Annotated in this window: 23 protein-coding genes; 12 read left to right on the plus strand and 11 right to left on the minus strand. The window is 50.0% G+C overall.

What is annotated here, in order from left to right; all coding sequences use genetic code 11:
• Positions 1-92: 92 nt before the first annotated feature.
• A complete protein-coding gene (locus MHB80_RS28370; protein ID WP_341283105.1) occupies positions 93-656 on the minus strand; it encodes a CatB-related O-acetyltransferase in 564 nt (187 codons plus the stop codon).
• A 184-nt stretch (positions 657-840) separates the two neighbouring features.
• Here MHB80_RS28370 and MHB80_RS28375 point away from each other — a divergent pair, with 184 nt between their 5' ends.
• The gene (locus tag MHB80_RS28375) at positions 841-1,698 is read left to right on the plus strand and encodes a lipoate--protein ligase family protein (protein ID WP_341280055.1); all 858 of its coding nucleotides are present in this window, start codon (positions 841-843) and stop codon (positions 1,696-1,698) included.
• A 180-nt stretch (positions 1,699-1,878) separates the two neighbouring features.
• Here the strand turns inward: MHB80_RS28375 and MHB80_RS28380 are convergent, their stop codons facing one another.
• A complete protein-coding gene (locus MHB80_RS28380) occupies positions 1,879-2,490 on the minus strand; it encodes a TetR/AcrR family transcriptional regulator (protein ID WP_341280056.1) in 612 nt (203 codons plus the stop codon).
• A gap of 144 nt (positions 2,491-2,634) precedes the next feature.
• Here MHB80_RS28380 and MHB80_RS28385 point away from each other — a divergent pair, with 144 nt between their 5' ends.
• A complete protein-coding gene (locus MHB80_RS28385) occupies positions 2,635-3,327 on the plus strand; it encodes a DUF1295 domain-containing protein (protein ID WP_341280057.1) in 693 nt (230 codons plus the stop codon).
• A 104-nt stretch (positions 3,328-3,431) separates the two neighbouring features.
• On the opposite strand, the gene MHB80_RS28390 is transcribed toward MHB80_RS28385, so the two are convergent.
• The 3 genes from MHB80_RS28390 to MHB80_RS28400 all read right to left on the minus strand — a co-directional run bounded on the left by MHB80_RS28390 (position 3,432) and on the right by MHB80_RS28400 (position 6,131).
• Positions 3,432-3,875 (minus strand): threonine/serine exporter family protein, encoded by a 444-nt coding sequence (locus tag MHB80_RS28390; protein WP_341280058.1) that lies wholly within the window; start codon positions 3,873-3,875, stop codon positions 3,432-3,434.
• A 21-nt stretch (positions 3,876-3,896) separates the two neighbouring features.
• Complete coding sequence (locus tag MHB80_RS28395) at positions 3,897-4,658, minus strand: threonine/serine exporter family protein (RefSeq protein ID WP_341280059.1); 762 nt, start codon at positions 4,656-4,658, stop codon at positions 3,897-3,899.
• Between the two features lie 90 nt (positions 4,659-4,748).
• Positions 4,749-6,131 carry an MATE family efflux transporter gene (locus MHB80_RS28400; RefSeq protein WP_341280060.1) on the minus strand — a complete coding sequence of 461 codons (1,383 nt, stop codon included), beginning with the start codon at positions 6,129-6,131 and terminating at the stop codon, positions 4,749-4,751.
• Between the two features lie 458 nt (positions 6,132-6,589).
• Here MHB80_RS28400 and MHB80_RS28405 point away from each other — a divergent pair, with 458 nt between their 5' ends.
• Both MHB80_RS28405 and MHB80_RS28410 read left to right on the plus strand, forming a co-directional pair.
• Positions 6,590-8,164, plus strand: a complete 1,575-nt coding sequence (locus tag MHB80_RS28405; RefSeq protein ID WP_341280061.1) for a histidine kinase N-terminal 7TM domain-containing protein — start codon at positions 6,590-6,592, stop codon at positions 8,162-8,164.
• A gap of 10 nt (positions 8,165-8,174) precedes the next feature.
• Positions 8,175-8,801 carry an NAD(P)H-binding protein gene (locus MHB80_RS28410; protein ID WP_341280062.1) on the plus strand — a complete coding sequence of 209 codons (627 nt, stop codon included), beginning with the start codon at positions 8,175-8,177 and terminating at the stop codon, positions 8,799-8,801.
• On the opposite strand, the gene MHB80_RS28415 is transcribed toward MHB80_RS28410, so the two are convergent.
• Complete coding sequence (locus MHB80_RS28415) at positions 8,790-9,269, minus strand: glutathione peroxidase (protein ID WP_341280063.1); 480 nt, start codon at positions 9,267-9,269, stop codon at positions 8,790-8,792. The two genes, MHB80_RS28410 and MHB80_RS28415, sit on opposite strands and share 12 nt — an antisense overlap.
• Positions 9,270-9,509: 240 nt before the next feature.
• Between MHB80_RS28415 and MHB80_RS28420 the strand changes: the two genes are divergently transcribed.
• The 6 genes from MHB80_RS28420 to MHB80_RS28445 all read left to right on the plus strand — a co-directional run bounded on the left by MHB80_RS28420 (position 9,510) and on the right by MHB80_RS28445 (position 15,320).
• Positions 9,510-9,959 carry a MarR family transcriptional regulator gene (locus MHB80_RS28420; protein ID WP_341280064.1) on the plus strand — a complete coding sequence of 150 codons (450 nt, stop codon included), beginning with the start codon at positions 9,510-9,512 and terminating at the stop codon, positions 9,957-9,959.
• Positions 9,960-10,128: 169 nt separating this feature from the next.
• The gene (locus MHB80_RS28425) at positions 10,129-10,500 is read left to right on the plus strand and encodes a GntR family transcriptional regulator (RefSeq protein ID WP_341280065.1); all 372 of its coding nucleotides are present in this window, start codon (positions 10,129-10,131) and stop codon (positions 10,498-10,500) included.
• Entirely contained in the window at positions 10,497-11,390 is an 894-nt protein-coding gene (locus MHB80_RS28430; protein WP_341280066.1) for an ABC transporter ATP-binding protein, read from the plus strand. The genes MHB80_RS28425 and MHB80_RS28430 overlap by 4 nt, the downstream gene beginning before the upstream one ends.
• Entirely contained in the window at positions 11,390-12,076 is a 687-nt protein-coding gene (locus MHB80_RS28435) for a hypothetical protein (RefSeq protein ID WP_341280067.1), read from the plus strand. The genes MHB80_RS28430 and MHB80_RS28435 overlap by 1 nt, the downstream gene beginning before the upstream one ends.
• Before the next feature lie 199 nt (positions 12,077-12,275).
• Entirely contained in the window at positions 12,276-13,328 is a 1,053-nt protein-coding gene (locus MHB80_RS28440) for a Glu/Leu/Phe/Val dehydrogenase dimerization domain-containing protein (protein ID WP_341280068.1), read from the plus strand.
• 288 nt (positions 13,329-13,616) lie between these two features.
• A complete protein-coding gene (locus MHB80_RS28445; protein WP_341280069.1) occupies positions 13,617-15,320 on the plus strand; it encodes an alpha/beta fold hydrolase in 1,704 nt (567 codons plus the stop codon).
• A 172-nt stretch (positions 15,321-15,492) separates the two neighbouring features.
• Here the strand turns inward: MHB80_RS28445 and MHB80_RS28450 are convergent, their stop codons facing one another.
• Positions 15,493-16,056: a DUF1697 domain-containing protein gene (locus MHB80_RS28450; protein ID WP_341280070.1), complete on the minus strand. Its 564-nt coding sequence runs from the start codon at positions 16,054-16,056 to the stop codon at positions 15,493-15,495.
• A gap of 242 nt (positions 16,057-16,298) precedes the next feature.
• On the opposite strand from MHB80_RS28450, the gene pepT reads away from it, so the two are divergent.
• Positions 16,299-17,531: a peptidase T gene (gene pepT, locus MHB80_RS28455; RefSeq protein WP_341280071.1), complete on the plus strand. Its 1,233-nt coding sequence runs from the start codon at positions 16,299-16,301 to the stop codon at positions 17,529-17,531.
• Between the two features lie 133 nt (positions 17,532-17,664).
• Here the strand turns inward: pepT and MHB80_RS28460 are convergent, their stop codons facing one another.
• The 4 genes from MHB80_RS28460 to MHB80_RS28475 all read right to left on the minus strand — a co-directional run bounded on the left by MHB80_RS28460 (position 17,665) and on the right by MHB80_RS28475 (position 20,423).
• Entirely contained in the window at positions 17,665-18,285 is a 621-nt protein-coding gene (locus tag MHB80_RS28460; RefSeq protein ID WP_341283106.1) for a flavin reductase family protein, read from the minus strand.
• Positions 18,285-18,896 carry an alpha/beta hydrolase gene (locus MHB80_RS28465; protein WP_341280072.1) on the minus strand — a complete coding sequence of 204 codons (612 nt, stop codon included), beginning with the start codon at positions 18,894-18,896 and terminating at the stop codon, positions 18,285-18,287. The genes MHB80_RS28460 and MHB80_RS28465 overlap by 1 nt, the downstream gene beginning before the upstream one ends.
• Before the next feature lie 18 nt (positions 18,897-18,914).
• On the minus strand, positions 18,915-19,844 hold the full coding sequence (locus tag MHB80_RS28470) for a ring-cleaving dioxygenase (protein WP_341280073.1): 930 nt from the start codon (positions 19,842-19,844) through the stop codon (positions 18,915-18,917).
• A 102-nt stretch (positions 19,845-19,946) separates the two neighbouring features.
• Positions 19,947-20,423 carry a MarR family transcriptional regulator gene (locus MHB80_RS28475; protein ID WP_341280074.1) on the minus strand — a complete coding sequence of 159 codons (477 nt, stop codon included), beginning with the start codon at positions 20,421-20,423 and terminating at the stop codon, positions 19,947-19,949.
• A gap of 191 nt (positions 20,424-20,614) precedes the next feature.
• Here MHB80_RS28475 and MHB80_RS28480 point away from each other — a divergent pair, with 191 nt between their 5' ends.
• On the plus strand, positions 20,615-21,628 hold the full coding sequence (locus MHB80_RS28480; RefSeq protein ID WP_341280075.1) for an LLM class flavin-dependent oxidoreductase: 1,014 nt from the start codon (positions 20,615-20,617) through the stop codon (positions 21,626-21,628).
• Positions 21,629-21,650: the final 22 nt, after the last annotated feature.

Raw genomic sequence — 21,650 nt, forward strand, 5'->3', positions numbered from 1 at the left:
GCGCATATGTACGATCTACAAAAAAAGACGGGGCAGCTGCTCGCGCTGGCTGCCGCGTCTTTTTTGCATTTTTCTCCCGCACATCCATTTCCTCAATAGCCATGCGATTCGCAGTAATCCAGAAAGGCTTTCATATCATGCGACGCGATGAGCGGCACCACCTTCTGAATGCGCATCGGCGGCCAATCCCACCATTTGATGCGCAGCAGCTTGGCAATAACCTGGTCGCTGAAGCGATACCGGATAAGGTTTGCCGGGTTGCCTCCAACGATTGCATAAGGCGGAACATCCCTCGTTACCGTCGCATTCATGCCAATGACCGCTCCATCGCCAATCGTAATGCCAGACATAATTGTCGCATGTGTACAAATCCAAACGTCGTTGCCGATGACGACATCACCATTCGTTTGCGGCTGGCCGGTAATGTGCAAATGCTTCGATAAAAAGGAAGTAAAAGGATAAGTCGATACCCAATCCGTACGATGGTTGCCTCCTAGCATGACTGAAACGCCTCCGGCAATACAGCAAAATTTGCCGACTGTCAGCTTCGTTCCCTCCCCCCAGGAGAAAACATTCGGTTCACCGAAGGTGTATTCGCCAATTAGCGTATGACCATCCTTCTGCTTTGCAGGGAATACCGTTCGCAGCAAGTCCATGTCCACTCTATCACTCCTTCCATACCGTGCAGCGAGCTAAAATAATATATTCAACAGCTTGCCTTTTCGCTTCCGCTCCTCTACAGAGACAGGCTGGACTTCTATCCCCGACGCTTAGTATGATGGAGAAACAGGAAGCTTAGTATGATGGAGAAACAGAAAGCTTAGAGAGGAGCAGCTCACGATGACGATACAGCCAGCAAGTCCGGTTCCCGAACTGCAAAATCTGCTGCTGCTTGACCGGATGAACGATTATTCGCAGACAGATCCGCTTTACCCTTTCGCCCTAGATGAGCTGCTTTGCCGCAGCACCGGACAGGGCGGACCCGCGATATGCCATATTTGGCGCCACGAGCGCGCCTTCATACTCGGCCTGCGCGACAGCCGGCTGCCGCTGGCGGGCGACGCCTCCCGCTGGCTTGAATCGCTCGGCTACAAGGCAGCGGTGCGCAACTCCGGCGGTGCGGCGGTGCCGCTTGATCCGGGCGTCGTCAACATTTCGCTCATTTTGCCCAAGGCGAATACGCTCGATTTTCATTTTCATCAGGACTTTGAGCTGATGTACAGCCTCATTCGCTCCGCGCTCGCCGGGGCTGGCGTGCCGGTCGACAAAGGCGAAATCGCCGGGGCGTATTGTCCCGGCGATTTCGACCTCAGCATCGACGGCTTCAAGTTTTGCGGCATTGCGCAGCGCCGCCAGGCACACGCCTATATCGTGCAGGCGTTCGTCGTCGCAGAAGGCGCAGGCCAAGAGCGGGCGGCGCTGGTCCGCTCCTTCTATGAGCGGGCAGCAGGCGACGCCGAGCCCGGCGCGCATCCGCTCGTAGAGAGCAGCAGCACGGCCAGCCTCGAGGAGCTGGTCGGCTTGGCGCAGGGCGGCGGTGCGGAACGATTCGCGGACGCCGTCAAGCAGATCATCCGCAGCGGGCAGACGGCGGATGGCCTTGCCGAAGCAGCGGCTCGGCTCCAGATGCCGTCGCCTCAGCAGATTGAAGCCATGGCGCTGCGCTTGCGCGGACGCTATGCGACCACGCAGGCGTAGCGCTTTTGGATAGGGAGTTTTTTCAAACTATAGAAATACGCATAAAATGGGGGCATGTTCCAGGAGATGTGCCTTCGATCTGTATGCGGCTGTCCCGTCATCACAGTGGCCAACGATTCTTCTAAAAGATAATCATTCTGGAACGAAGAAGGTATCGCAAGGCACTCGTTAAGTCCACTTTTAGCTTTGTGTTGGTTGACCAATATAACGCATATCGCCCATAAGACCTTTGAAGAAAAATTGAATAAAGCGTTCTTCTGAAATAACAGCATGATCGGAAATGCCCGTCTCGTGGAATTGGTTCATCGCTTTCTGGTACATGTTGAAATAAAAAAGCAGTTCGTCTTCCCGCAGCCCCGTTGCCATATAGTGCTCTTCCATCCCACGCTGAATAAGCTTCAGCAGAAACGGAATGAACTTCATCTCCAGAAACCGCTCCACTTTCTCCTGCATCGCAACCCTATCAGCAGATTGCTTCATACAGTCTTTAATGACCTTAACAAATTTCATTTCCTCCGTCATTACCATATACATGAGCTTTGGGTAAGGCATCTGGTCTTCTAATAAATGCTCATATCTCTCCAACTGTTCCTCCATCATTTCGCCAATAGCTTCAAATAACAGCTCATCCTTGCTCCCGAAATAATTGTAAATGGATACTTGAGATACTTTTGCTTCCTTGGCTATTTCTTTAATCGTTGCTGTGTGAAAGCTGTTTAGGTTCAGCTTCTCTTTCGTTATGGCTAAAATAAGCTGTTTCTTCTGTTCCGTTCGTCTCTCAAATCCATTCAATAGTTAACGCCCCCACTATCAAACTTTAATTTTGAAAATAACGATGTCAAATTTCAAAATTATATAGCGAATCAGGTAAAGATAAGTTATGATTATTTTTGAAATATAAAGCGAATAAAATTCAAAATTAGGAGAGGGCGTAACATGAAGACTCTTTACAATCAAAACACAGGCTATTGGTATCCTCGCCTTACCTTATTCACACTAGAGTCAATCATTTTGGCAATTGCCGGCTGGCTGCTTTTTTTAAATGGTGCGGAGGCTTTAAATGCTCTATTTCATTGGAACTTAACAAATGGGAATTCAGGACGGAATTTGCTTCTATTCATCCTTATTTTAATCGTTTTTGTTCGGATGAAATTTACGATGTTTTTTCTTTTAAGAAGACCCATGCCATGGCAGGAGGCGTTCAGTGTTCCGACGGCTTTTTCATTGTATTATATCGTTATTCCGCTTCTCAGCTTGACCCATAACAAGCCTTTGAACGGGTGGGACATAGTATTTGCCATCGTCTTCGTCATAGGTTCACTCTTTAATTCGCATGCCGAATGGCTTCGACATCAATGGAAAAAAAATCCTGAGAATAAAGGAAAACTGTACACAGGCGGCTACTTCCGCTATTCTATCCATATTAACTATTTTGGCGATGTAATATGGGTGCTTGCGATGGCCCTTGTCGCATGGAACGCTTGGGCATTGCTCGTGCCACTATGGTTATACTGTTTCTTCGCGTTATACAATATTCCGATGCTGGATAAGCACCTTGCTGAGAAGTATGGCGATGATTTTGAACGTTACCGTAAAAAAACAAAAACATTTATCCCTTACTTCTATTGAGTCTGACCACCGAAAAAGGAAGATCGATCAAGCTGAAGAAGCTGTTCGCAACTCGCGTTGCCGATTTTCAAACTGTCACCGTCCCACTGTACGTCAAATTTTTGTCATGATGATCGCGGCGTTCTGCGAAATATAATATAAATGACCTCGGAGAAGACGAGCCCGATGGCGATAGAACCTGAAATCATGAAAGCCTGCATGGCAAGCTCGACAGCTACGACATATTCCTCCTGCACAATATGGCGCATCGCATCAAAGGCGATTTTGCCCGGCACAAGGGGAATAATGCCCGCCGCGCTGAATACAATGATTGGCGTACGATAATGCTTCGCCATTATTTGGCTAATAATGGTCACCACGCAGACGGCCAGCAGCGTTGCCGGAATCGTCCTCATTTCAAACGCGCTGCACACGGTATAGGTAAGCCATCCCGATGCGCCGACCAATCCGCACTGTACCAAGCGATGCTTCTGCACACCGAAGATAAGGCTGAACGCAGCGCAGGCCACGAAGCTGACGGCAAGCTGTTCAAGCAGCTGTACAACCATCGTTTCTCCCTCCTTTTAAGGCTACGGAAATACGGACAACACGAAAGCAATGCCAGCACCGATGGCAAAAGCGATAAGAAAGGCCTCAGCGCCCTTGGACAAGCCCGAGACGAGATGCCCCGCCATCAAGTCCCTTACCGCATTCGTAATGTGAAGGCCGGGCACGAGCGGCATAATCGAGCCGATAATGATTTTATCCAAATTATGCCCGAAGCCGAGCCATACCATTAGTACAGCGAGCGAACCGCTAATGACCGCCGACAAGAAGCTCGCGAAAAAAGTAATCGGCATTATGCGGTGCAGCGTCAGCAAGCACAAAAAGCCGATGCCGCTCGCAAGCGCCACCGGAAGAAAGTCGTTCCAGCTGCCGCGGAACATAATCAGGAAGCAGCCGCTTGCAATAGCGGCAACCAGCACCTTAAGCCAAGCCGGATAATCTTCCTTCGCCTGTTCAATATCCTGTAATTGCTTATAAGCCTCATGACGCTGCAAGCTTCCTTGGCAAATGCGCCTGGAAATATCATTGACGAGCGTCACCTTCTTCAAATTCGTCGAGCGTTCCGAAATCCGAACGAGCCGCGTCGACTGCGCAGCACCATCCAGCGCAAAAATAATGCCCGTCGGCGTCACATAGCTGTAAGCATTCGCCACGCCGTAAGCCTCGGCGATCCGTACCATCGTATCCTCAACCCGGTACGTTTCACCGCCATTTTGCAAAATAATTTTACCCGCCAGCAAGCAAATGCTCGCAATATCCTGACCATCATTGTTAGCGTAATCCATACGTAGCCAGCCTCCCTAGCTTCGCAGCCTCAGCACTTTATTACCGGATGAACGGCAAGCGTCTGTCCGCTTGCAAGGCCCATCCTTCCTTTAATGCGAGGCTGTATGCTCTACAAAGTCCGGTTTCACCAGCGCATGCCGTTCCCACTTCCGGCTCTTCCACCGGAAATACATAATGACCGCGCGCAACCACTCATCCGTCGCAATAGCCAGCCAAATGCCCGCCAGTCCCATGTTCAGATGAAAAACAAGATAATAACCGAGCGGCACGCTTATGCCGACCATCGTAACCATCCCTATCCAGAGCGGAAACTTCGCATCCCCGGAAGCCCGCAGCGAATTGACCAATATAATATTGATCGTTCGCCCCGTCTCCAGCACAATGCTGTACAGCAGGACATTTGCTCCAAGCCGTATAATGTCAACATCATCCGTGAACAGGCCCATTAGCTGCTCGCGGAACAGCAGCACGAACACAAGCATAACCATCGTCGCTCCGCTGGCCCACAGCACGCTTGCCAATACCTGCTTGTATGCAGCGTCGCTGCGCCCGCCGCCAACGTAGCGGCCTACCATAATCGCTGTTCCCATGCCGACCGCCATCGCGAATAAATAGATCAGCACCGATATATTCGAGGCGTATTGCCGAGCCGACAAGGACGCTTCACCGAGAAACGTCACATAATACAGAAAGATCATCTGGCAGCTCTGGTACATGACCTGTTCAAAAGCCGATGGAACACCGATCTTTAATATTTTGCGAATAAATTCCTTCGACATCTTGAAAAAATACTGCAGCTTCACCTTAAATACCATAACCCGATTCATCAGCCAGAAAAACACCAGCATCGCCAGCAGGCGGCTGACAACCGTCGAAATGGCCGCACCTTCAACACCAAGCTCGGGAAAGCCGAACTTGCCAAAGATCAGCACATAGTTGCCGACTAAATGTATAATATTCATTCCCAATGATACCAGCATGGCTTCCTTCGTGAAGCCGTATACCCGAATAATTGCAGAAAGTGAATTAATGATTGCCTGTAAAAAAATAAAGCCGCCTACAATTCGCAAATAGCTTTGCGCATAGGCCAACACTTCCCCTTGCAGATGCAAGCCCTGCAGGATGACATTGCCGAACAACAAACAAGATAAGCTCATCAGCAAGCCCGCCAAAAGATTAAGCGAAATCGCCAGCGCCGACAGCTGCGCAGCCTCGACCAGCTTCCGCGAGCCAATATATTGCGCGACGACAATCGATGCCCCGTTGCCGATTACCTCCATAACAAGCAGCATAATGTGCAAATATTGATTGGATGCACCTACGCCGGAAACAGCATTGTCGGATAGCTTGCTAAGCATGAATGTATCCGCCGTTCCCATCATCATAAACAAAAATAATTCCAAAAATATTGGCCAAGTCAAAAAAAAGAGACTATTGTCCCGATCCCGCTTAACCCCCAGCTTAAATCCCAAGATGTCACCTTCTCCAGCTCATAATCCCAAGCGTAAACGGCTGTCGCCATCCTCTGGCGGCAAAGCTATCGTTTCGCGTAGAAATATAGAGAAAGGATAGAATAATCATATACTTTCCTATATTTCAAGTGTAAACGGCTGTCGTCGCCTTGGCGGCACGGCACGTTTCATTCCGAGAAATATAGAGAAAGGCTGAAAAAATCATATACTTTTCTATATTTCTGAGAAACTCAAGGTATCTTAGCATACTTGCCTGGCAAATGCACGAACTAAAGCGGGTTTTATCGGCCTTTTGCTGCCGAAGAAGGATGAAAGCGGTTTATGCGTAACATTACCATTCAAATCGCGTATCCTTAAAGGCAAAAAATGTGATACCATTCTATGTAGATCATTTAGCATCCTGAGAGCGCTTCATTACAGCAACACCTAATTACTAACCCACTGGAGCCATACAACTGATGAATATGACTATCTCCAATTATATTGTTATTGTAACGATTTCCAGCGTACTCAGCGCCTTGCTTGCCATTTACGGATATATGATAAAGTCCAGCTTTGCCGGAATGAGAGCCTATATCTGGACCTCGGTTTGCTCAGCTATCTACACCTTCGGCTTTGCCTTTGAATTGGCAAGCGATTCATTAGCCGAAATTCGCTTCTGGATTGGCATTGAATATTTGGGACTGCCTTTCATCTCCCCCGCTACGCTAGTGCTCATTCTGTACTTTACTGGAATGGATCGCTTTGTAACCCGTAAAAACCTGATCTGGCTCTTTACGATTCCCTTTATTACTTTGTTGCTGGTCGTAACGAATGAATGGCATCATATGTTTTACCGTTCTATTTTTCTGCGTCCCAATGAATCGGTCATTGTAGCCGATATCGTCTTTGGGGAATGGTATATTATTAATGGGAGCTTTACGTTCGGCTGTCTGGTCGTAAGCGCGTACCTGCTGCTCCGTCAATGGAATCACGCCAAGATGATTTACCGCAAGCAGCTTTTAATGATGGCAGCCGGCATTTTCATTCCCATGACCGCCTCCTTCATGTATTTGCTTGATCTGACGCCTTACGGCATGGACATCGTGCCACCGCTCATGTTTATCACTTCGATTTTGAACATTTGGGCGATTTTGACGTCAAACATTTTGAAGGCCGCGCCAATTGCCCGAGAACGTATTTTCGAAAGCATGCGCGACGGCGTTATTGTACTGGATATGGACGGGCGAATTGTAGATTATAATCGATCTGCATCGCAGATGATCGCATCGCTGAAGCCTACTGTGATTGGGACGCCTTTCGAGGACATATGGCTGTTCCATACGGGTCAAGCCGCTGATTTCATTCATTATGATGACGAATTCAAGCATCATGAGCGGGAAGTGCGCTGGATTCAGCTGCATACGAGCGTGCCGTCGTTCTATCTCGTGCGCTCATCCCCTGTCCACAGCCGCAAAGGCGAGCTGATCGGGAGAACGATTGTACTGATGGATATTACCGAGAAGGCTATTCTTCAGGAGAAGCTGAAGCATATGGCTACAATAGATGGACTGACTGGCATATACAATCGGACCTATTTTTTAGAGCAAGCAAGACTGCTGCTTAACAAAGCGCTGCAGGACCAACAGCCGTTTGCGCTCATTTTATTCGATATTGACCATTTCAAAACGATAAATGACCGCTTCGGCCATGACATTGGCGATTTAGCCCTCTGTCATGTCGTAGCGGTCTGTCAAGAACAGCTTAGCGATAGCGATCTATTTGGACGTTACGGTGGTGAAGAATTTATTATTTGCCTTCCGGCTGCTGCACCCGCTGAAGCAGGGGAGCTGGCCGAGAAGCTGCGCCGGGCAATTACAGACAGTCCGCTGCTGACACAAGCCGGTTCCGTTTCTTTGTCTGCAAGCTTTGGCGCAGCTGGCATAACAGCGGCGGAGCTTGCTGAACTGGACGAGATGATTCGCGAAGCCGATAAGGCGTTGTACCAATCCAAGCATATGGGACGCAATGCCGTTCATATTTTTAGCAAATGAGGGAAATCACATGCAAATTACGATATTAGGCGCTACAGGCCGCGTCGGGCGGGAAGTCATGCTGCGCGCCCTTGCGGATGGACATCGCGTCCATGCCTTGGTTCGCTCGGCAGACAAGCTTGAGCTTTCTCATCCGCAATTGACAGCCATCGTCGGGGATGCCCGCGAAGAAGCTGTGCTCAAGCAAGCTGTAGCAAGCAGCAGCGTTGTCATTAGCGCGCTAGGAACGGACGGCGGGGATACACTCTCTGCCTGCTTTCCGCTGCTTCTTGCCGTCATGGAGCAGCAAGGAATCCATCGTTTAGTGACGGTTGGAACGGCCGGCATCTTGGAGAGCCGCAGCGAGCCCGGGCTGCTTCGCTATCAATCAAGCGAATCGAAACGCCGGTCCTCTCGAGCTGCCGAGGAGCATCATGCTGTACTTCGCCTGCTTCAAGCATCTGCAGAGCCGTTTAATTGGACGCTCGTATGCCCAACTTATTTGCCGGATGGGCCATATTCTGGCGTTTATCGCACCGAGCAAGACTATTTGCCCGAAGGCGGGCTGCAAATTACCGTTGGCGATACCGCCGACTTCACCTATCTTGAGGCGGTCAGCGGCACCTACTTCCGATGCCGGGTTGGCTTAGCCGAGTAGCTTTTTAATATCTTCTACAAGATCCTCCGGCTTATCATTCGGCCCAAACCGTTTGACCACTTTGCCGTCCCGATCTACTAGAAACTTCGTAAAATTCCACTTGATTGCCTTCGAGCCCAGCACCCCGCGAGCCTCATTCGTCAGGTGCTGGTACAGCGGGTGCGCGCCATTGCCGTTTACATCGATTTTGCCAAACAGCGGAAAAGATACCCCGTGGTTAAGCTCGCAAGCCTGCGCAATTTCCGCATCGCCCTCCAGCTCCTGATTCATAAACTGTCCGCTTGGAAAGCCTAGAACCGCAAGCCCTTGCTCGCCATACGTATCCTGCAATTGCTGCAAGCCTTTGAATTGTGGTGCAAAGCCGCACTTGGTAGCTGTATTTACGATCAGCATTACTTTGCCTTTATAAGGTGCCAGCGTCTCCTGCGCACCTGTAATCTTCTTCACTTCGATGTCATAAATGGACATAGTAATAACCTCCTTGAATTTTTTAAAAACAGCGATCAGGCTGAAATTATAGCGATTGATTTTGATAAATTTAATTTTATACAATTTAATTTCAATTGTCAAATCAGCTTGCTGAAATAAGCTGCTATGCATACTGCGTCTTCTTTTGACAGGTTCCGCATGCAATGCTACAATAACTTAATTAATTGCACACAATTGATTACTTCGCATAACCTTGATTCGGAGGGAGAGACAACAAGTATGAATGAAGATGAATGGATGAAGCTCGATAATCAGGTTTGCTTTTCCTTATATGCCTGCTCGCGGGAAATTACAAAGCTGTACCGTCCTGTACTTTCTGAGCTTGGCTTAACGTATACACAATATGTCACCCTGCTGTCCTTATGGGAACAGGACAAGGTGACGATGAAAGAGCTTGGCGCAAGGCTGCTGCTCGACTCTGGCACGCTGACCCCGCTGCTTAAGAAGCTGGAAGGTATGAGCCTGATTACCCGCATTCGCGATAAAGCCGACGAGCGCAATCTCGTTATTCAGTTGACGGATGATGGCCGCGAGCTTAAAAAACGGGCTGCCGATGTTCCGAAGCGCGTTTATGGCGGCTTGGACATTACGCCTGAGGAATTTCATGCCGTTCATAAGCAGGTACGAGACCTGCTTGGCAAAATAGATGCCTTACAACAGCCGACCTAACAGGCTTTAGTCGGCCGCTACAACCGATATCTAAAGGATAGAAGAGCAGATTTAACGCTGCCTCTTCTATCCTTTTTTTATATTTTCATTGCTGCTGCCTGTTGACGAGTCGGTTGATTGCATGTATAGTTGGTTACATGAGTAACTAACCAGTTTGGTGGTGGACAATATGAGCTTAAGCATCGACGATAGCAGACCGATTTTCATGCAAATTGCCGAACGCATTGAGGACGATATCATTCAAGGGCTGCTGCCTGAAGAGTCACAGGTGCCTTCGAAAAATCAATTTGCAGCCTTTTACCAGATCAACCCCGCCACAGCAGCGAAGGGCGTCAATCAGTTAGTAGATCAAGGCATTCTTTATAAGAAACGAGGGATTGGCATGTTTGTTGCAACAGGTTCAAGAACCTTATTGATGGAGAAGCGTCGTGAGCAGTTTTTCGAGCAGTATGTCGTGACGATGATGCATGAGGCAGAGAAGCTGGGCATTACGGCGGAGCAGCTGTCAGATATGATCAGAAGAGGAGGAACCAAGCCATGAACCCTATTGCGGAGCTAAAGCAGGTTACGAAGGCTTATGGAAATTCCAAAGCCGTTAACGAGGTCAGCTTCATACTGGAGCCTGATAAGATATATGGCTTGCTCGGACGCAACGGCGCCGGAAAAACGACGATTATGCACATGCTGACGGCCCAGTTGTTTGCGACCAGTGGCGAGCTGACCGTCTTTGGCGAAGCCCCTTATGAAAATAACCGTGTGCTGAGCCAAATTTGTTTTATTAAGGAGAGCCAGAAATACCCCGATAATTACAGCCTGCTCGATGTACTCGAGCTGTCCGCCGCTCTGTTTCCAAACTGGGATCGCACCTACGCGAATACATTGGTTCAGGATTTTCAGCTGCCATTGAAGCATAAAATTAAAAAAATGTCGCGCGGCATGCATTCCTCCGTCGGCATCATTGTTGGACTTGCGAGCCGCGCCCCGCTGACGATTTTCGATGAGCCTTATTTGGGGCTGGACGCTGTTTCCAGAAATATATTTTATGGCCATTTGCTGGAGGATTATGCCGAGTATCCTCGCACGGTCGTCCTTTCCTCCCATCTGATTGATGAGGTTAGCCAGCTTCTTGAGCATGTGATCGTCATCGACAAGGGTACGATACTGATCAACGAGGATGCCGAGCTGCTGCGGGGTCGCGCCTTCACTGTAGCAGGCTCTGCTGCCGAGGTCGAGTCGTTTCTCGTCGGCAAAACCGTTATCTCCCGCGACCCCTTTGGCGCCTTGCTTTCCGCCACTGTAGATGGCACGCTGCATGCAGAGGATCGCAAACAGGCAATGGCGAGGGGACTGGAGTTTGGCTCCGTCTCTCTGCAGCAGTTGATTATTCATCTGACGAATGGCAAAACCGAACGAAAGGCGGCTGATTTGTAATGAACCGCACTTTAAGCGTAATCAAGCTGCATCAGCGCGATAAATTTTCCTGGGTTTTTATCCCTCTGTTCATTCTTGGCTCCAGCTTTATTGTAAATTGGCTGATAAGTATGATGATTTCTGAGGACACTTTATATACAGGCGGAATCGCATCCCTATTGGTCTATATGTTCGTGCTGGGCATAATCGTAGTCGCACAGACCTTTCCATTTGCAATTAGCTTCAGCATTAGCCGCTCCAATTATTTTACAGGGACCATCGTGATGGCACTTCTAGTTAGTTTCGGCTCGGCGCTGCTGCTGCTGCTTATGTCTATTATCGAAAGTCAGCTTACGAACCACTGGTGGTCAGGCTTATATTTTTTCCACCTGCCCTATTTGTCTGACGGAAATTTACTCGTACAGCTGCTCACCTTCTTCCTGTTCACTTTGCATTTGTTTTTGTGGGGATTTGTATTCGGCAGCTTCTACCGCAAGTTTAATAAAAACGGCTTGCTGATACTCTTTCCCGCTTCTTTACTTGGCTTCACCCTCGGCTTCTATATCATCACTCAAAATCAATGGTGGGTCGATATTTGGTTGTGGCTCAACAAGCATACCGCCTTTGGCCTCTCCCTTTGGCTCATTCCGTTTATCCTGCTAAATGCTCTGCTATCCTTCCTTATGCTTAGGAGATCAACGATATAAAAGCTTGCTTGAAAGGGGCCGCTTCATCATTCCAGGCAACGGGTGATAGCGGCTTTTTTCATATCCACGCCACGCTATTTTAAACTATGCATTCCCCCGATTCGTGCATATGCGGTATCAAATTGCGCTGCGGTTGAATACACCAATAGTAAGCGAGCGTAAACGGCTTTGCGCTACAGCATAAAGGGGGCTGCTATCTATGGACGGGCATAGCGTGAGCGCAAGCTTAGAGGGCTTCGAACGGCTGGATGTGATGGAGGATGTGACGAGCGGACTCAAAGCGATCATTGCCATTGATCAGACCAAGCTTGGCCCTGCACTGGGCGGCTGCCGAATGTGGATGTACGCGTCAGAGGAGGCGGCCATTAGCGATGCGCTTCGACTTGCACGAGGCATGACATACAAATCAGCGCTGGCTGGCATTCCATACGGCGGAGGCAAGGCCGTCATTATCGGCAACCCTGCCATGGACAAAAGCAGCAAGCTGTTCCGCTCACTCGGACGTTTCATTGAACGGCTGAACGGACGCTATATTACCGGCATGGATTTGGGTACAACCCCGGCGGATATGGATGAGATTTTGCATGAAACGCGCCATGTGACCGATGTGACCGGCTCGTTAGGGGCAACGGGCAATTTCACGGCGGAAATGACCGCCTATGGCGTATATATCGCAATTCGTACGTCACTTAAGCAAAAATATGGCTCTGAGCAGCTGCAGCAGCGCACCGTTGCTGTTCAAGGGCTTGGCAAGGTCGGCTTTGCCCTATGCCGCTATCTGCATCAATCAGGCGCACAGCTCATTGTTGCCGATTTGGATAACAAGCTGATGCAGCTGGCAGCCTCGCAATTCGGGGCTGTGCCCATTGCTGTCGATGCCATCCATAAGCAGCATTGCGATGTTTTTGCCCCTTGCGCACTTGGGGGCATTTTGAACGATTTGACCATTCCCGAGCTTGAGTGTCAGATCATTGCAGGGGCAGCCAATAACCAGCTGGCGGAGCCCCGTCATGACGCGCTGCTGGAGCAGGCGGCCATTCTCTATGCTCCCGATTACGCTATTAATGCTGGAGGCATTATCGTAACCGCAGCCGAGCTGGATGGCAGCTCCGCCTCCTATGCCCAAAGTCAGGTCGAACGCATTGGCGATACACTGGCCCATATATTTGCAAGGTCTGCAGGCACCGCGCCTGGCACGCTGCCGCCAGCTGCGGCCGCAGATGCGATTACGCGTAAGCTGATCGGTCTATAGGTCTATAACCCCTTATACTTGTTCCTAGTCCTCACAAAACCATTGATTCCAGCCAGCAGCAGCGGGCTGCTGGCTCAGGCAACGGGATTATGCCGATATATGCCTCTTCTTTTCCCTCACCATAATGTGGAAACCAATTATAGGTCTATTTCGTATTAAACAAAGACGCGGTCACCGCATCACACTTACATATTTAGTCACAGCTTCATCACCCACTTATTTTTCCATGACCTTATATTTCTTGCCAGCAACAAGGCAAGCCCAATTTGAAGGAGGACTGCATTTATTTTGAAAAAGCATTTGGCATCAACCATCGTATTTTCACTGCTGCTCATGGCTGCTTTTCCCGCTATGACGGCCGCCGCAGAAAGCATGAAGCTGTTTATTAATGGAAGCGCCGTTTCCGCCTCCGGCGCACAGCCTTACAAAAATCAGAACACAGTCATGATCCCGCTCCGCAGCACAGCCGAGCAGCTTGGTTTTAAAGTGACTTATCAGAAAGCAGGCTCCGAAATTGTGCTTGAAGGACAAGACCTTGCCGTCATTTTCCGTACCGGGAGCAGAACCGCTGTTGTAAATGGCGTGAAACGCTCATTCGATGCCGTATCTGTCCAAAAGCAGGGACGTACTTATGTGCCGCTCGCTTTTTTCGATAAGGCACTCGGGCATCAAGCCAGCTTTGACAGCGGCACACAGCAAATATCCATTACGACAGCGCAGTTTGAGGCTGAGAGCTGGATCAAGCGCGTGACTGAGCTGCTAAACAAAGGAAGCTACCAGAAGCTGTCGGATGATTATTTTTCTAGTGATCTCAAGGCACAGGTTTCCGTAACAGCACTCGGACAAGGTTGGGATAGCATCAAGGCACAAGCGGGCAGCTTCGTTCGCTCAGAAGACATTGCCATATCTGGCGTATCTGGCGAGGTGAGCATCATTACGGCTACCGCTGCTTTTGAGAAAACCAGTTTTAATCTGACACTTTACGTCAACATGCGGAGCAAGCTGCTCGAAGGCATGCGGATTACGCCAAAGCCTATTGACAAGGAAGCGCCAGCTACGATCGTTGAGGAAGAGGTTACCGTCGGCGAAGGCACTCCTTATGCGCTGGGTGGAACGTTGACTCTGCCGAAAAATGCCACTGGCCCGCTGACAGCGGTCGTATTGGTTCAAGGCTCTGGTGCATCCGATCGCGATGAGGCCGTAAGCGGCTATACGCCATTCCGTGATATCGCTTGGGGACTTGCTGAGCAAGGGATTGCCGTACTGCGCTATGATAAACGCACATTTGTTTACGGCAGCAGCATGACGACAGAAGCTTTTATGAAAATGACCGTAAAGGAAGAAACCATTGACGACGCCATTGTTGCGGCCAAGCTGCTCAAGGCTGATAAACGGATTGATGCCTCAAAGGTGTATGTAGTCGGTCATAGCCTTGGCGGCATGCTCGCACCACGCATCGATGCGGAAGGCGGCGACTTTGCCGGACTTGTGCTGCTTGCTGGCTCGCCGCGCTCGCTGTGGGAAATCGTCTACGACCAGAATCATGCAGTTATCGCTGCTATGGATGATAAAGACCCAGCCAAGCAGAAGAATACCCAGTTCATAGAAGCCGAATACAAGAGGGCACAAACTTTGGATACGTTGACCGATGCGCAGGCGCAGGCGACGACAATTTTCTCAATTCCCGCCTATTATTTCAAGGAAATGGATAACCACCCTACTAGCGAATATGCCGCAAAATTGACGAAGCCGGTGCTTGTTCTGCAGGGCAAGGACGATTTCCAAGTGTATGCGGATAAAGACTATGTGCTGTGGGAGGAGCTGTTCAAAGGGAAATCGAATGCTTCCTTCAAGCTGTACCCGGGCCTTAACCACTTTTTCGTAGATTACAGCGGCGAAGGAGAAGGCACGGTGGCGGAATATAACCATGCAGGCAGCTTCGATAAAGAAGTCATTTCCGATATCGCCAAATGGCTGAAACAGCACGCTTAGCCCTTATCCTTCATTCCATACAACGAACCGCCAGCTTGGACAGGGGAGCTTTATGCTCCCTTGCTGCCAGGCTGGCGGTTTTTTTTGAAATATAAGAAGTATATCATAACGCTATCCTTTATCTATATATCTCGGAATGAAACGCACCGCACCGCCAGAGGACGGCGACAGCCTATTCGCCATTGAGTCGTTCCTCCATGCTGGCAGTGAGGCTAAGCAGCTTGTTCATCGTCTGCCAGTTGCGCGAAGTGGCGGACACGCCGAGCTTTTTTTCCAATAAATTATTCGAAAACATCGACTTGCGCACGCTTTGACGGCAATAAATATACACTTCGCTATCGTGCAGGCGATAGTCGTCCACCTCGCTGCTGCAGGCGAGCAGCCGCTGCTTTCCTTCTTCAGTAGGCGTGTCAGCGAGCAGCGCGACATAAATATTTTCACCCGCCTGAAGCTGATCTGCATCAAAAGGGCTGCTTGCGACAATCGCCGCCAGCTCGGTGTTGGTACGTATGACGACTGGAACGTCGAATCCGAATACCGCCATAATCTCCTGCTGAATTTGCTGGCGCAGCTGATCGGCTGGAGCATCCGACTCGAACAGCACATTTCCGCTTTGAATGTACGTTTTGACCTGCTGCACGCCAAGCTGCTCAAACATCCGCTGCAAGTCCTGCATTTTGATGATTTTATGCCCGCCGACATTAATGCCACGTAGCAATGCTATATAAATGGCCATCCAACAGCACCTGCCCTTTTCTCAATAATCCTAAGTATAGCATGTACGGCCCTACGCGCGAACGCTGCTGCACTTGTGATAAAATAGAAATAAACCCAGAGATACATACTGACAAGCGTAAACGGCTGAAGCCGTCCTTTGGCGGCAAAGCTTCCGTTTCGCGGGTGAAATATAAGCCTATTTATACGTGTAAACTTATAAATTCTTATATTTTGAAATAGATGAAAAAGGAGCATGGAAGCATGAAACAGGAACTGATGGAGCGCTTTATTTCTTATGTTAAAGTGAATACGCAATCCGATGACCGCAGCGAGACTTGTCCGACGACCCCAGGGCAGTTGGTGCTTGCCGACCAATTGGTGGAAGAACTGCTGAAGATCGGCATGGAGGAGGTAACCGTCGATGAGAACGGCTATGTGATGGCTACACTGCCTGCCAATACGGACAAAACGGTGCCGACGATTGGCTTTCTCGCCCATATCGATACCGCGCTGGATTTCACCGGTGAAAATGTAAAGCCGCAAGTGGTCGAAAACTACGACGGCGGCGATATTGTCCTGAACGAAGCGTTGTCCATCGTATTGTCTCCATTCGCTTCGCCTGAGCTGAGCCAATATGTGGGGCATACGCTGATTACGACTGACGGTACGACGCTGCTGGGCGCCGACAACAAAGCGGGCATTGCCGAAATTATGACAGCGATGGTGTATTTGATTCAGCATCCTGAAGTGAAGCATGGGAAAATCCGCGTCGCCTTTACGCCGGATGAGGAAATCGGCCGCGGGCCGCATCGTTTCGACGTTGCTGCCTTCGGTGCAGATTATGCCTATACGATGGATGGCGGACCGCTTGGCGAGCTGCAATACGAAAGCTTTAATGCTGCGGCCGCCCACATTATTTGCAAAGGCACGAACGTGCATCCCGGCACGGCTAAGGGCAAAATGGTCCATTCGGCGAAAATCGCCATGGAATTGCACAGTCAGCTTCCTGCTGAAGAAGCGCCGGAATTTACTGAAGGCTATGAAGGCTTTTATCATTTGATTCAAATGAGCGGCGATGTGGAGAAGTCCGAGCTGCGCTATATTATTCGCGACTTTGATCAAGAAGGGTTTGCTGGCCGCAAGCAGAGGCTTGCGGACATCGTCAGCGGACTTAAGCTCAAATATGGCGAGTCCAGCGTAGAGCTGAACATTCGGGATCAATATTTTAATATGCGGGATAAAATCGAGCCGGTTATCGGCATCGTTAATCAAGCAAAGCTGGCGATGGAAAACCTCGGCATCAAGCCGGATATTAAGCCGATTCGCGGCGGTACCGATGGCTCGCAGCTTTCCTATATGGGGCTTCCTACGCCTAATGTGTTCACTGGCGGCGAGAACTATCATGGCCGTTACGAATATGCTTCGGTGGATAATATGCTGAAAGCCGTCCAGGTCATCGTGGAGATTGCTAAGCTGGCGGAAGCAGAAGCTTAAGCTTAATAGAGCAAACGCAGCGCACACTATGACTTTTACAAGCAAAAGAACCTTCGCTCTACGCCGAATACGGGGTAGTCGAAGGTTCTTTTCGTTTCGCCATTTTAGTTCAAATGGATATCTGCGTATTCCATTACGAGGTCGGACGATCAATGGAGAAACGTTCGCCAAGGCCCGCATAATCGCTGCCCGCAAGCCTGGCAATAGGCGCAAGCCGACCTGAGTCAATACAACCGCGCTCGTCGTAAACCGTCTCGTCCAGATGATAGAATACCACCTTGCCGATCAGCAAATCGCAAGCGGGAGCATCGTCTGTTCCGCCGAGCGGAATAGCTTTCTCAAGCACGCATTCCATCCGAATTTTCGCTTCAGCTATACCAGGCACGGCAATGCGAACGCTTGGAACAGGCGTAAGTCCTGCTGCTGCGACCTCGCTTTCCTCCGGTGGAAGATTTGCCGCCGTTACGTTCAGCTGTTCAATATACGATTGGTCGGCAATATGCACAACGAATGAGCCTGTCTCGATCGCATTGCGGGCGGTATCCTTCTGCTGTCCGCCCTGCTTCCGCTGTACCGAAACCGATAACAGCGGCGGATTGGACGATACAATATTGAAGTAGCTATATGGCGCAGCATTGAGTACGCCTTCTGACGACAGCGTCGTTACGAAAGCAATCGGCCGCGGTATAACGCTGCCCGAAAGCAGCTTATAATTGTCGCGGGCCGAGCGCTCAGACGGATCAATGGTTACCATCATGGGCAGATGACCTCAGCATACCAAGCTGCCGCTGCTTCAACCTCGCTGCCCGTCAACTGATGGCCATAGTTTTCCCAATGTACGCTAACCACAGCACCTGCGCCGGACAGCATCGCTTGCAGCTCTTCCGTCTCCTGCGGCGGGCACATCTGGTCATTGCGGCCTGCTCCGATGAAGCAGGAAATACCGGTCATAACGGGAAGCTCGACGCTGCGAAGCGGAACCATCGGGTGATGCAAAATCGCGCCGCGGAAAGCATCCTTGTAATGGAACATCAGGCTGCCCGCAATGTTGGCGCCATTGGAGTAACCGATGGCGACGAGGTTTTCACGATCAAAGCCATAGTCAACGGCCGCCTGATCCAGAAAATCATGTAGCTCCTTCGTACGAAGCACCAAATCCTCCTCGTCAAACACACCTTCGGCGAGTCTGCGGAAATAGCGGGACATCCCATTTTCAAGTACGTTTCCTCTTATGCTGAGCACCGATGCTGTAGGATCAATCCGGCCAGCCAGCGGCAGCAAATCTCTTTCCGTTCCTCCGGTACCGTGCAGCAGCACCAAAACTGGCGCCGCTGCATTCGTACCTTGCTGATAAATATGCTTCATTGTCCATTCTCCTCTCACTTACGGTAATTGGATAGGCGGCAGCAGCCGCACAATGTCCTCGCGATGCTGTTCAAACCATTCTGGCAGCATCAATTTTTCACCGAGATGTTCCGGCTCCTCGTCACGTGCAAAGCCTGGAGGATCTGTCGCAATCTCGAATAATATGCCGCCTTCTTCGCGGAAATAAATCGCATGGAAATATTGTCTGTCAATTATTGGTGTAGGGTGGTAGCCATTTGTCTCTACATGGCTTCTCCAAAGTGCATGCTCTGCATCATCTTTCGCACGCCATGCAATATGATGCACCGTACCGGAACCGCCATGGCCAGGCTCGACCCGCTCAATCGGAAGATCAATGATATTGCCGATATCTGCCGATGATCTGAAACGCGCATAACCAGCATCCTCACCGATTTTGCTCAGTCCCATTACCTCTTCCAGCAAACGGAACGTTTTTTGCGGAGCAGAGCTGTACAAAATTGCGCCGCCAAAGCCTTTAATGGCTTTGTCTGTCGGTACTCCCGCATAAGACCAGTCGCTCAGCGGGCCTTCCTCCCGAGCTACAAGCTCAAGCTGCAAGCCATCAGGATCAACGAATTGGACATACGACTCGCCGAACCGCTCTGTTTCGGTAAATGGTACTTCATATTTTGCCAAACGCTCTTTCCAAAAATCCAGCGCTCCCGCAGGAACAACATAAGTGGTTACCCCAACCTGTCCGCCGCCAATCACACCTTTACGACCGTGTGCAAAAGGGAAAAAGGTCATGATCGTGCCTGGGCTGCCGGCTTGGTCTCCGAAATACAGATGATACACTTCCGGAGCATCGAAGTTGATTGTTTTTTTCACGAGCCTCTGGGCAAGTACGCCCGCGTAGAAAGTAACCGTTGCTTGTGCGCTAGATACGAAAGCTGTAATGTGGTGAATGCCTGCTGTTTGTTGTGTCATTATGAACACTCCTCTATTATATCATGGATTTGAGAATCTTTAAATTAAGATATTTGGGCTGAGCGATGACTATAAGTGACTGTACAGGATACTAAGCAGCTTCTACTTAAATGCATCCTGCGCGTGTCTTCCGAGCTTCTTGAGCAGCACGCTCGCCAGCTTCTGTTCCTCTAACGTCAAGCCGCTAACCGCTTCTTTAATAATAGTTGCATGTGCCGGGAATACTTCCTCAATAAACTGCGTGCCATAGCTCGTTATTTCTGCGAAGATGAGCCGGCGATCATCAGCCGAAGCTCTGCGCTGCACGAGCTGCTTCTTCTCAAGCTTATCTATTACGTAGGTAATGTTGCCGCTGCTCATCAGCACCTTGCCGCCAATTTGCTGCAAAGGCTGTGCACCCTTGTGATACAACATTTCCAGTACGCCGAATTCGGTACGATTCAAGCCATGTTTGCGAATGTCCCGGTCGCCGTGGGCGTTAATCCATTGGCTGGCCCGGTTGAGCGCAATGTAGAGCTTCAAGGCGCTGTCTTCGGCTTCCTGCGGTGACACTTTCGTCTTGCTGTCTGCCTCTTTCATTGCCCTCACCTCCTTGTATTTATTATCTTAAATTTAAGATACTACAATTAAAGATAAAATGCAAGCTTTTGCTTCAAATTTATTTAAACCATTTCCACTCCACCCCGTCCACTCTATTCTAGGCGTTCACTATGATATAATGGAGAGTATGACCTAAAAGTCAATTTACTGTACAGGAGGTTATTGTTATCATGACCCATTCACATACCGTTCCTCTTTCCATTCTTGATTTGGCTCCCGTTGTTGAAGGCGGCAATGCAACCGACGCTTTCAAAAATACACGCGATCTCGCCCAGCATGCTGAGCGTTGGGGCTATCAGCGCTATTGGCTGGCTGAGCATCACAATATGCAAGGCATTGCCAGCGCTGCTACCTCCGTTCTCATCGGTTATGTTGCCGAAGGCACCCATACGATCCGCGTCGGCTCCGGTGGTATTATGCTGCCCAACCATGCGCCGCTTATGATAGCCGAGCAATTCGGCACACTTGCCTCGATGTATCCAAGGCGCATTGATCTAGGACTTGGGCGTGCGCCAGGCTCTGACCAAGCAACTGCCCGCGCGCTTCGCCGTGGACTTAATAGCAATAACGGCCAGGACTTCCCTGAGCTGCTTGGCGAACTCCGCAGCTTTCTAAACCCTTCTATAGAAGAAGGTGTTCCTGCAGTTCGCGCTTTTCCAGGCGAAGGACTCGATATTCCGATCTGGCTGCTAGGCTCCAGCGGCTTTAGCGCTCAGTTGGCAGGGCAGCTCGGCCTGCCGTTTGCTTTCGCCAGCCATTTTGCGCCGGACTATTTAATGCAGGCTTTGCAATTGTATCGCAGCAGCTTCCGACCTTCGGCAGCACTGGAGCAGCCGCATGTCATGATTGGCGTAAACATTCTCGCGGCCGATACGGATGAAGAAGCACGCTTCCTCGCCTCCTCGCAGGAGCAGCAGTTCCTGAACCTCATCCGCGGCCAGACGAGCAAGCTGAAGCCGCCCGTTGCGAATATGGATGAGCTGTGGAATGAACAGGAGAAGGTTGTCGTCCGCAGCAAATTCAGCTTCGGCGCAGCCGGAAGCAAGGAAACGGTACGCCGCAGAATCGCCGACATTATTGAAAAGACAGGTGCTGATGAGCTGATGATAACTGGCTCTGCTTATGAGCATCAGGCACGCCTTCGCTCTTTTGAATTGATTGCTGAGATTAGGAACGAGGGCTAAGGCTGTTTTATTTCTAATATAA

The organism is Paenibacillus sp. FSL H8-0537 (assembly GCF_038051995.1).
Lineage (GTDB): Bacteria > Bacillota > Bacilli > Paenibacillales > Paenibacillaceae > Pristimantibacillus.